Source organism: Streptomyces antioxidans (assembly GCF_000968685.2).
GTDB lineage: Bacteria > Actinomycetota > Actinomycetes > Streptomycetales > Streptomycetaceae > Streptomyces > Streptomyces antioxidans.
The window spans coordinates 1-11,624 of the sequence record NZ_LAKD02000029.1; the positions used below are offsets into that span (position 1 = coordinate 1).

The 11,624-nt window shown below is 70.1% G+C and carries 8 protein-coding genes; 1 reads left to right on the top strand and 7 read right to left on the bottom strand.

The features are described 5' to 3' along the window. The 7 genes from VT50_RS11755 to VT50_RS11780 form a co-directional block, all read right to left on the bottom strand. On the bottom strand, nt 1-1,374 hold a 1,374-nt coding region (locus VT50_RS11755; protein ID WP_143645210.1), incomplete at its 3' end, for a beta-ketoacyl [acyl carrier protein] synthase domain-containing protein. Between the two features lie 137 nt (nt 1,375-1,511). Next, nucleotides 1,512-2,486, bottom strand: a complete 975-nt coding sequence (gene rfbB, locus VT50_RS11760) for a dTDP-glucose 4,6-dehydratase (RefSeq protein WP_046090335.1) — start codon at nt 2,484-2,486, stop codon at nt 1,512-1,514. A gap of 13 nt (nt 2,487-2,499) precedes the next feature. Further along, nucleotides 2,500-3,372, bottom strand: coding sequence for a glucose-1-phosphate thymidylyltransferase RfbA (rfbA, locus tag VT50_RS11765; protein ID WP_046090336.1), 873 nt, complete (start codon nt 3,370-3,372; stop codon nt 2,500-2,502). 134 nt (nt 3,373-3,506) lie between these two features. Further along, nucleotides 3,507-6,383, bottom strand: coding sequence for a helix-turn-helix transcriptional regulator (locus VT50_RS11770; protein ID WP_046090337.1), 2,877 nt, complete (start codon nt 6,381-6,383; stop codon nt 3,507-3,509). Between the two features lie 78 nt (nt 6,384-6,461). Continuing rightward, nucleotides 6,462-6,599, bottom strand: a complete 138-nt coding sequence (locus VT50_RS39285) for a hypothetical protein (RefSeq protein ID WP_158083201.1) — start codon at nt 6,597-6,599, stop codon at nt 6,462-6,464. Nucleotides 6,600-6,945: 346 nt separating this feature from the next. Then, on the bottom strand, nt 6,946-8,664 hold the full coding sequence (locus VT50_RS11775; protein ID WP_046090338.1) for a 3-hydroxyacyl-CoA dehydrogenase family protein: 1,719 nt from the start codon (nt 8,662-8,664) through the stop codon (nt 6,946-6,948). Nucleotides 8,665-8,761: 97 nt separating this feature from the next. After that, the gene (locus VT50_RS11780) at nt 8,762-9,802 is read right to left on the bottom strand and encodes a 3-oxoacyl-ACP synthase III family protein (protein WP_046090339.1); all 1,041 of its coding nucleotides are present in this window, start codon (nt 9,800-9,802) and stop codon (nt 8,762-8,764) included. Between the two features lie 314 nt (nt 9,803-10,116). On the opposite strand from VT50_RS11780, the gene VT50_RS11785 reads away from it, so the two are divergent. Beyond that, the gene (locus VT50_RS11785) at nt 10,117-11,562 is read left to right on the top strand and encodes a lipase maturation factor family protein (RefSeq protein WP_046090340.1); all 1,446 of its coding nucleotides are present in this window, start codon (nt 10,117-10,119) and stop codon (nt 11,560-11,562) included. The last annotated feature ends 62 nt before the right edge of the window (nt 11,563-11,624 follow it).

Genomic DNA, 11,624 nt, shown 5'->3' on the forward strand with positions numbered 1-11,624 from the left:
AGTACGCCCTGACACCACCCACGGCACCGTGTCGAGGGCCGTCGGCCGCTCCGCGGCCGGTTCGTCGGCTAGTGCCTCCCCCAGCGTCGCGGGTGCCTCTTCCAGCACCATGTGCACATTGGTGCCGCCCATGCCGAACGAGCTGACACCCGCGAGCCGTGGGGCGCCCGTCTCCGGAGCCCAGGTGTCGAGTGCGGTCTGGACCGTCAGGCCCAGGGCGTCCAGGGGGATCTCGGGGCTCGGCGTCTCGTGGTTGAGGCTCGGGAAGAGCTCGCGGTGGGCGAGCGAGAGCACCGTCTTGATGAGGCCGGTGATTCCGGCCGCGCCTTCGAGGTGGCCCACGTTCGTCTTGGCGGAGCCGACCCGCAGGGGCGCGCCGTCCGCCCGGCCGGTGCCCAGGACCGCGCCCAGCGCCGCGGCCTCGACCGGGTCGCCGACCTTGGTGCCGGTGCCGTGGAGTTCGACGTACTGGACCCGGGCGGGGTCGACCCCGGCGCGCTCGTAGGCGGCGCGCAGCATGGCCACCTGCCCGTGGACCGCGGGGGTGGTGAGGCTGTCGCCGCCGCCGTCGTTGTTGGCGTCGGAGCCGCGGATGACGCCCAGCACGGGGTCGCCGTCGCGCAGCGCGTCCGGGAGCCGCTTGAGCACGACGAGGCCGCCGCCCTCACCGCGCACATAGCCGTTGGCGCGGGCGTCGAAGGTGTAGGAACGGCCGTCCGGGGAGAGCGCGCCGAACCGGGAGGCGGCGATGAAGCCGTCGGGGGCGAGGTTGAGCTGGACGCCGCCCGCGACGGCGGTCTCGGTCTCCCCGCGCCGCAGGCTCTCGCAGGCCAGGTGCACCGCGGCCAGGGACGAGGACTGCCCGGTGTCCACGGCGACGCTCGGGCCGCGCAGCCCGAGGGCGTAGGAGACCCGGTTGGCGATGATGCCGCGGTTGAGGCCGGTGAGGGTGTGCTGGGTGATGGCGGCGGGTTCGCCGCGGTGGACCAGTGCCGCGTAGTCGTCTGCGATGGCGCCGATGAAGACGCCGGTGCGGCTGCCCTCGAGTCGCGCGGGGACGAGGCCGGCGTTTTCCAGGGCCTCCCAGCACAGTTCCAGCGCGAGCCGCTGCTGGGGGTCCATCGCCCGTGCCTCTCGGGGTGAAATCCCGAAGAACTCCGGATCGAACTCGGCCGCCGTTTCGACGAACCCGCCGAATCGAATACCGGCCTCCCGGAGCTCATCGGCATACCGGTCCGCCGGGATCTGGGTGATGGCACTCTCTCCATTGCGCAGCAGCTGCCGGAACTCATCCGGGGTCGATGCGCCCGGCACGCGACATGCCATACCGACGACCGCGATGTGCCCGTCACGCATCAGGGAGTTCTCCGACATCACGACCTCAGACTCTTCTCTCAGTTGAGATTACGACGCGACTGGACTGACCATGATCCGGAAGTCGACGGTATGGGGCGGGAGTCGGCTCAACCACCCCTAACCGCGTCCACCCCTAACCCCGGGTGTAGGGGTGGTCACCTCTTCTTGAGCGGTTCCCACCAACCGCGGTGCGTCAGGTACCACTTGGCGGTTTCCTCGAGGCCGTTCTCCAACGACATCTCGGGACGGTAGCCGAGTTCCGTGGAGATTTTCGTGATGTCCACCGAGTATCGGCGGTCATGGCCCTTGCGGTCGGGCACCCGCTCGATCAGGGAGCGGTCGGCGCCGAGCAGTTCCAGCAGCCGTTCGGTGAGGTCCAGATTGGTGAGTTCGGTGCCGCCGCCGATGTTGTAGACCTCTCCCGGGCGGCCGTTCTCCGCGACCAGGGCGATTCCGCGGCAGTGGTCGTCCACATGCAGCCAGTCCCGGACGTTCCCGCCGTCACCGTAGAGCGGCACCGGTCGGCCGTCCATGAGGTTGGTGATGAAGAGCGGAATGACCTTCTCGGGGTGCTGGTACGGGCCGTAGTTATTGGAGCAGCGGGTCACACAGACGGGCAGTCCATGGGTGCGGTGGAAGGCCCGGGCCAGCAGATCGGAGGACGCCTTGGAGGCGGAATACGGCGAGTTGGGTTCGAGTGGTTCCGTCTCGCTCCAGGAGCCGCTTTCGATGGAGCCGTAGACCTCGTCCGTGGAGATGTGGATGAACTTCCCGACCTCCGCGTTCGCGGCCGCGTTGAGGAGGGTGTGGGTGCCCAGGACATTGGTGCGCACGAATTCCTCGGAGCCGGATATCGAGCGGTCGACATGCGATTCCGCGGCGAAGTGGACCACCAGATCGGTGTCCCGCAGCAGCTGGCCGACGAGCTCGCCGTCGCAGATGTCACCGCGGACGAAGCGCAGTCGGGGGGTGTCGGCGACCTCGGCAAGGTTGGCCTCGTTGCCCGCGTAGGTGAGCTTGTCGACCACCACGACCTGGGCGTCCGCCCAGGCCGCGTACGCCCCTGTCAGGGTCTGCCGGACGAAGTGGGAGCCGATGAAGCCCGCGCCGCCGGTCACAACTATGCGCACTGGAGACAACCCTTCAGCGGTTGGTGGCCGCGATATCCATCAAATATTGTCCGTAGTCCGTCTTGCTGAGCTCCGCACCGAGCTCATAGCAGGCGGCGGCGTCGATGAACCCCATGCGGAAGGCTATTTCCTCGAGACAGGCGATCCGCACGCCCTGACGCTGCTCCAGAAGCTGCACATACTGGCCCGCCTGGAGCAGTGAGTCATGGGTTCCGGTGTCCAGCCAGGCGAATCCGCGGCCGAGCCCCACCAACCTTGCCTTTCCGCGTTCCAGATAGACGCGGTTGACGTCGGTGATCTCCAGTTCTCCGCGCGCGGAGGGCTGCACGTTCTTGGCGATGTCCACGACGTCGTTGTCGTAGAGATACAGCCCGGTGACGGCCAGATTGGATTTGGGGGCGGCCGGCTTCTCCTCGAGGGAGATCAGCCGGCCCTGCTCATCCATTTCCCCGACGCCATAGCGCTCGGGGTCCTTGACTCCGTAGCCGAAGAGCACACAGCCGTCGACCTGGCTTGCCTCATGGTGCAGCATCTTCGAAAACCCGGGTCCGTGGAAGATGTTGTCGCCGAGGACCAGCGCCACCTGGTCATCGCCGATGAACTCGGCTCCGATGATGAATGCCTCTGCGATTCCATTGGCCTCCGGCTGCTCGGCGTACTCGATGGAGAGACCCAGCCGGCCGCCGTCGCCGAGAAGCGCGCGGAACAGCTCCACATGGAGCGGGGTCGAGATGATCTGGATTTCCCTGACGCCGCCGAGCATGAGGACCGACAGCGGGTAATAGATCATCGGTTTGTTGTAGACGGGAAGGATCTGCTTCGACACCGCGTGTGTCAAAGGATGCAGTCGGGTACCGCTTCCTCCGGCGAGGACTATGCCCTTCATGCGGCCAGAAGCTATCAACGCGGTCAGCTCGGGCTCCAGGTCTGCCGCCGCGATAGGGGGGTAATCAGGGGTGGGCATGGAACAGGGGTGGCCGCTTGCGGCCACCCCTTCCGCGGGACATCGCCCGTCCCCGCTCAGGCGATTTCGTCCACCTGGGCCCGGAGCGCGGTCGGCAGCTGCTGCCGGCTCCTGATATTCAGCTTGCGGTACACCCGCGTCAAATGCTGTTCCACCGTGCTGATGGTGATGAACAGGCTGGCGGCTATTTCCCGGTTCGTATAGCCGTCCACCGCAAGGGCGGCGACCCGGGCCTCGGATTCGCTGAGCTTGCCGCCCAGGGAGGGCGGCACCGCCGGTTTCGGGCCGAGCGGTCCCGACACCTGCCGCACCACCGGCCGTGGATCGCGAGCCTCCAGACCGGAGTCGAGACGGATCCTGGCGCACAGCTCCTCGGCGCCACACTCCTTGGCCATCCGCCAGGCCCGGCCCATGATGGCGTCGGCCCGCCCCAACTCCCCGGATCCGCGCAGCGTGCGGCCCAGATCGTCCAGCGCCCGGGCCAGCTCCAGGCGGTCGCCCGAGCACTGCAGCTCCTCGACGGCCTGGCCGAGCAGCCGGGACCGGTGCTCGATGTCCCCCGCCGCGGCCAGTAACCGCAGGGAGACGCCGCGGACCCGGGAGTCCCCGGCGCCGTTCCTGGCCAGCTGCTCGGAGACCAGGTTGGCGGCCTTCTCCCGGTCGCCGAGCTCCAGCCATGCCTCGGCGGCGTCCGAGCGCCAGGGCAGCAGCGCCGGCTGGTCGAGCTCCCACAGCTGGGCCAGCCGGCCGGCCATCAGGAACTCGCCGAGCGCCGCGTTGATGCGGTTGGTGGCCAGGTAGTAGCGGCCGCGGGCGCGGGTGTAGCCAAGGCCGTAGATGCTCTTGAACAGCGCCTCGGGTACCGGGCGGCTCAGATGCCGCGCCGCCGCGTCATGCTTGCCCATCTCCGTGTACGCGAGGATCTGGCTGGCCAGGGGGCCGCCGATGAAGACGCTTCCGTCGCGGCCGGGCACGATCTCCAGGGCTGTGGTCGCATAGGCCGCCGACTCCACCAGATTGCCCTGCCGCAGGGCGATTTCGGCCCGGATCGAGGCGAAGATGGCCCGCCAGCCCGGCGCCCGGCGCCGTCCGGCCTCCTCCATCAGCGCATCGCACCACGGCGCCGCCTTGTCCGGGCGGCCCGCGTACACCAGTGCGTTCACCGAGTTGACGATGGGCTCGAAGGTGGCGTCGGTGAGCGGCGAGACATCGAGCACCTTCTCCGCCGCGGCCACCGGCGACTCCTCGCTCCCCCCGCGGCCGAAGAAGCCGCTGAACGCCGCGGTGATGGTCGACAGCGAGGAGGGCCTGCGGGATCTGAGCTGGGCACGGGAGGCGCCGCCGTCCTCGCCCTGGCGCACCGCGGGCCCGGGGGGCCGGTCCTGCGCACCGGACTCCTGGGCCCAGCGGGCGGTCAGCCGGAACTGGGACATCGAGGCGGGTCCCGCGCTGCTCATCACGGCGTTGAGCCGGCCGATGGCGCCGCGCGCCTCCTCGATCCGGCCGTGGGCGAGCAACAGCTCGATCAGCCGCCCGATGTGGGAGGCGGGCAGCCGGTCGGCGCACAGCGCGGCCAGCGGCTCCTCCAGCATCCGCTCGGATGCCGAGGGGTTCAGCCGCCACATGATCCCGGCGGTGCCGATCCTGATCCCGGCCCGCAACTCCTCGTCCGCGCAGGCCGCGTACGCCAGCTCCAGACAGGCCACCGCCAGCTTGGCGTCGTCCTCGGCGAGCGCCTGCTGCGCGGCGTCCCGCAGCAGCGGCACCGCCCAGGGCTCGTCGGCGGCCTGGGCGGCGAGCAGATGGCGGGCCACGGCGAGGGTCGCCCCGCCGCCCTGGTGCAGCAGCACGGCGGCGCGCCGGTTCATGTCCAGCCGGACCTCGGGGTCCATGTCCTCGAGCACCGCGGCCTCGACGGACGGGTGGCGGAAGGCCAGACCGTCGACGAGGCCCGCCGCGTCCAGCGCGGCGACTCCGCGCCGGGTGCCGGCGGGGCCGATGCGCAGCAGCCGGCCGAGGAGGTCGAGGGAGACGGACGCCCCGAGCACCGCGATGCCCTCGGCCAGCCGGGAGACGGTGCGCCCGCTGCGGTAGACACAGGTGAGCACGGCCTGTACGAACATGTCGCCCACTACGGGCTCCACTGCGCGACCGCCCCGCGAAGGCGCTCCCGCGGTGCGGTAATCGTCAATCACCGCGCGTAGCAACAACGGATTACCGCCGCTCACGTCATACCAGCTGTAGGCCACATCGGTGGAATCCGGAAGTCCCAGACGGGTGGTGAGCAGATGTGCCGTCTCATCCCAGGACAGCCGCTCCAGCCGCAGCCGCTGGAAATTGGGCTGGCGCAGCAGTTCGGTATTGAAGACGGCGTCCTGTCGTTCGCTGTCCGTCGCCTGGGCGAACACCATGAGGAGTTTGGCGGAGCGCGAACGGGTCGCCAGGTAAAGCAGGTACTGGAGTGACGCCGCATCGACGAGCTGGAGTTCGTCGACGCAGATCACCACCGGTTCGCGGGAGGCGAGTTCATGGAGTGCGGCACGGAACTCCCGGGCTCCCTGGACATGGGTGGGGTTCGTAGCGACAACGTCGCCACCAGGGGTTTCCCGGGGCGGCGCGGCATCGAGGGCGCCGTGGTCGAGTGCCCGGCGCAGATGGTCGGCGGTCGCCTTGGGCAGCCGGGGCGAGTCCAGGAGTTGGCGCAGTGTGCCGAGCGTGGCCCGGTCGGCCGAGGTCCCGTATGCCTTGAGGACGAGGGCTCCGGCCTTCGCCGCATGGGCCGTGACGGCTTCGAGCGTATGGGTCTTGCCGCAGCCGACCGCGCCCTCGACGAGCACGATGCCCGCTTCCCCTGACAGGCATCTGGAAAACGCCCGCCGAAGTCTCTCGAATTGCGCGTCGAATTGTCTAGCTCTGGCCGATGAAAACACCATTGCTCGCACCCCCGAATGCGACGCGAAGCACTGCTCACGGCAGTCCGAACGCCTTCCAGCAAGCTATACGCCCACCGGTCACGCCACCATCGCCGCACGTAAAATCATCGTTAACGAATTACCAATTCTGAGCGGGATCGCCCGACGATCAACAAAAGCGATGCGAGCGGACGCCCCTACCTGAGGCAACACGTTGAAGCCGAAGTGCACCGACACCCTGACAACCCTGCGCTACCCCCGTTCACGTGGGCATTCGTTCGGAGGCGCCAGCATACACGAGACCCCCTAGCCACACCCGGGAAATCTTCCGACATCCTTGACTTCGACACGAAGTGGTCATACGCAGGGGGCTGCGGGATGCGCTTCGAACATTTATTTGCCCGTTTTGATCGCCAATGCGGTTCTTATGTCTGTTGCCGTTGGTAACCGCAAGCGATTCACCGAGAATTCTCCTGCCATAAAGCGGACAGAGAGTCGGCATCCCTATTCCCGTGCCGATGAATTCCGAAGCCATACACCTCGCCGTTGGGCGCTTCCCCACGGCATATGCGCCCGCTCGCCGCTATCGCTCGTGGAGGTGCAGCCCCCTCCCGCCCTTGCGGCCCAGGTGACCCGCCTCGACCAGCCGCCGGAGATGGCGGGCCGGGGCCAGGGCCGGATCCCGGAAGGTGCCGTGCAGAGTGCGCTGGATGGCGAGCGAGACGTCCAGGCCGATCACATCCAGCAGCCGCAGCGGGCCCATCGGATAGCCCTGCCCGGCCGCCATCACCGTGTCGATGTCATCGGCGGTGGCCCAGCCCTCCTCGAGCATCGCCACCGCGCTGTTCAGATAGGGGAAGAGCAGGGCGTTGACGATGAAACCGGCCCGGTCCTGGCAGTCCACCGCGCGCTTGCCGAGCGCCGAGGCCATCGCATGCGCCGTGCCAAGCGCCTCCTTGGAGGTCAGCACGGTGTGCACCACCTCGACCAGTCGCATCACCGGGGCGGGGTTGAAGAAGTGCATCCCGATGACGTCCTCGGGCCGCCGCGTCGCCATCGCGCACTCGATGACGGGCAGGCTGGAGGTGGAGGTGGCGAGCACCGCGCCCGGTGCGCACACCCGGTCCAGGCCGGCGAAGACGGCCCGCTTGACGTCGATGTCCTCCGCCACGGCCTCGACCACCAGATCGCAGTCGCCGAGCGCCTGGGGTTCGCAGCCCGCGGTCAGCCGGCCCATCGCCTCGGTGAGCAGCCCGGGCGCCAGCTTGCCGCGCCGGACCCCGCGCTCAAGCGAGCGCTCCACGGCGGCCGTGGCCTCCTTCGCGCGCGTCTCCCTCCGGGCCACCAGCACCGTCGGATAGCCGGAGCGCGCGCACACCTCCGCGATCCCGACGGCCATGGTGCCCGAGCCCACCACCCCGATCCGCCGCACCACACGGGCCGGCACCGGCTCGCCCAGGCCGTCCGTCTCCCCGCCCCGCGCCGCGCCGCCCGCCCCGTACTCGTAGAAGCCCCGGCCCGCCTTCACCCCGAGCAGACCGGCCGTCACCATATGGGCCAGGGTGGGCGCCGGCGCGTACCGCGGATCGCCGGTGCGCTCGTACAGCGCCTCCAGGGAGTCCCGCACGGTGTCCAGGCCCATGGCGTCCAGCTGGGCCAGCGGCCCCATCGGCAGTCCGCAGCCCAGGGTCATGGCGGTGTCGATGCTGTCGCGCGAGGCGTAGCGCCGCTCGTACATGGCCACCGCATTGTTGAGGTACGCCATGGTGAGCGCGCCGCCGATGAAGCCCGGCCGGTCGGCCACCCGCACCGGGGTCCGGCCCAGGTCGCGTACGAGTGCCCGGACGTCGGCCAGGACCGTGTCCGTGGTGAGCGGGGTGCCCACCACCTCCACCGCCGGCTGCTCGCGATCGGGGCCCAGCGGGAAGAGGTGCAGCCCCACCGTGCGGTCGGTCCGCCCGGAGCCCACGGCGATCTCGGTCACCGGGAGCCCGGTGGTCGTGGTGGCGAACACCGTGTCCGGCGGGCAGTCGGCGTGGGCGCGGGCGAGCAGCCCGCGCTTGGTCTCCAGCCGTTCGGGGACCGCCTCGATCACCAGATCGGCCCGGGCCGCGGCGGCCGGGTCGGTGGTGAACTCGACGGCGGACTCCGGCGCGGCCACCCCCGCCCGACCGCGCCGCAGGGCAGGTTCGTCCCGCTCCACGGCGATCACCCGCCGGCCACCGCGGACCAGGGCGTCCACGAGGTGGCGACCGGTGGTGCCGAGCCCGAACACCGCGACGGTGGGGAAGCGCTGTGCCATGCCGATGAGTCCTTTCGCTTCGCTGGCTGGGACCTGGGGTTGGACCTTGGGCTGGTCACGGACCGCGGTGGCCGTCCTGCCATGTGACCTGGGCCGGTCACGGACCGCGGCGCCCGTCCTGCCATGTGAGCAGCGCGGCGCCGAGCGACATCCCGCCGCCGAAACCGGCCAGCAGCAGCAACTCCCCGTCGCCGAACACGCCCTGCCGCCGGGCGTCGTCGAGCGCCAGCGGGATGGAGGCAGCGCTGGTGTTGCCGTGCTCGGCCACCGTCAGATGAGTGCGCGCCCGCGGCAGTCCGAGGTACGGAAGCGCCTTGGCGAGCAGCACACCATTGGCCTGATGGGGAATGAAGTGGTCCACGCTCGCGGGGTCCGTACGGTGCGCGGCCAGCAGGCGCCCTATCGCGCGCGGCAGCTCGGCCAGGACGTATTCGCTGACCGCGCGGCCCCGCATCCGGAAGAAGTGGCCCCCGTCGGCGAGGGTCTTCTCCGACGCCGGGGCGCGGCTGCCGCCCGCCGCCACCTGGATCAGCTCGTGGAGCGCGCCGTCGCTGGTGAGCAGCGACCCGCAGAGGCCGTAGCCGGGGCGCACCGGGCCCAGCACCACCGCCCCGGCGCCGTCGCCGAAGAGCACGGCGGTACGCCGGTCGGCGCGGTCGATGATCCTGGAGTAGACATCGGCGCCGACCACCAGGGCGTGCCGGGCGGGGGCGCCGGACCCGGCGGCCAGCAGCCCGGCCGCCGTCACCAGGGCGAAGACAAAGCCGCTGCAGACCGCGTTGAGGTCGAAGGCGGCGGCGCCGGTCGCGCCGATCCGGTGCTGCACCAGACAGGCGGTGGCGGGCTGGGGGTGATCGGGGGTCGAGGTGGCCACCACGATCCAGCCGAGCTGGTCGGCGCGGATTCCGGCGTCCGCGAGGGCGGCGCGGGCGGCCTCCACGGCCAGATCGGAGGTGGCCTCGTGGTCGGCGGCGTAACGGCGGCAGTGGATCCCGGTCTTCGCCGAGATCCAGTCCGGGGTCACCCCCGCCCGCTCGGCCACCAGCTCGTTGGACACGGTCTCGGCGGGGAGATACGAGCCGGTGCCGAGGATCCCGATGGGCCGCCCGCCGGATGTCCGGACCGGCCGCTCGGTCATCCGGATCTCCCGGCCCGCGCCCGCGCGGCCACCGCCGCCGCCGTCGCCGGTGCCATCGCTGTGATCGCTGTGATCGCTGTTCGCGGGGTGCGGCAGTGCTCGAGAAGAAGCATTGGGTGGTTCCCTCCGGATCCATGCCGGGCTTTGACGCTACGGACCGGGCACGGCACGGATAACCCCTAACCCATCACCCCCCTAGGCCCCCTACCGGATGAACCCGGTCCGCCGTATGACCGGGCCCATGACGGGCACCCGTCGGAGGTGGTACCGGACATATGCAGGCCGAAGGCGCACCGGCCCAGGGAGCGGCCCCCATGGAGTGGTTCACCTCATCCGACTACTGGCTGAGCCGGCTGGTCTTCCAACGGGGGCTGGCCGCCGTCTATCTGATCGCCTTTCTGGTGGCGGCCCGGCAGGGGCGGGCGCTGCTCGGCGAGCGGGGGCTGACGCCGGTGCCGCGCTTCCTGGAGCAGGTGCCGTTCCGCCGCTCGCCCAGCCTGTTCCAGCTGCACTACTCCGACCGGTTCTTCGCCTGCTGTGCCTGGCTGGGGGCCGCGCTGTCGGCGGCGCTGCTGGTGGGGGCGGCGGACCGGGCGCCGCTCGCGGTCGCGATGGTGGCCTGGCTGGTGCTGTGGCTGCTGTATCTGTCGATCGTCAACGTGGGGCAGGTGTGGTACGGCTTCGGTTGGGAGTCCCTGCTGCTGGAGTCGGGGTTCCTCGCCGTGTTCCTGGGCAATGAGCACACCGCGCCGCCCGTGCTCATCCTGTGGCTGACGCGCTGGCTGCTGTTCCGGGTGGAGTTCGGCGCCGGGCTGATCAAGATCCGGGGGGACCACTGCTGGCGGGACCTGACCTGTCTGTACTACCACCATGAGACCCAGCCGATGCCGGGGCCGCTGAGCTGGTACTTCCACCATCTGCCGAAGCCGCTGCACCGGGTGGAGGCGGCGGCCAACCATGTGGCGCAGCTGATCGTGCCCGTCCTGCTGTTCACCCCGCAGCCGGTGGCGAGCGTGGCCGCGGGGATCGTGGTGGTCACCCAGCTGTGGCTGGTGGCCTCGGGGAACTTCGCCTGGCTCAACTGGCTGACGATCCTGCTGGCGCTCCCGGCGGTCGACGGGCGCCTGGCCGCCGATGTGCTGGGACTGCCCGGGCCGCCGGACCTCGCCGCTCCGCCGGTCTGGTACGAGGTGGTGGTGCTGGCCGCCACCGCCCTGGTGCTGGTGCTCAGCTACTGGCCGGCCCGCAATCTGCTGTCCGGCCGTCAGCTGATGAACTTCTCGTTCAATCCGGTGCACCTGGTCAACACCTACGGGGCGTTCGGCAGCGTCAGCCGCGGCCGGCAGGAGGTGGTGATCCAGGGCACCGACGACGCGGTCCTCACCCCGGACACGGTCTGGAAGGACTATGAGTTCCGGGGCAAGCCGGGCGATGTACGGCGGTTGCCGCGCCAGTACGCCCCGTACCACCTGCGGCTGGACTGGATGATGTGGTTCGCGGGGCTCTCACCGGGCTACGCCGGGTCCTGGTTCACCCCGCTGATCGGCAAGCTGCTGGTCAACGACCGGGCGACGGTGCGGCTGCTGCGGGCCAATCCCTTCCCGGGGACGCCGCCCACCCATCTGCGGGCGCGGCTGTACCTCTACCGCTTCACCACCCGGGCGGAGCGGCGGGCCACCGGGGACTGGTGGCACCGCACGCCGCTGAGCGAGTTCCTGCCACCGGTCCGGCTGGAGGATCGCGGCTCGTCGCGGGCCTGACACGGCATCGCGGCCTCCCTCCACCAGACGTCCTTTTGATTACTTTATGACGGATTCAGGTA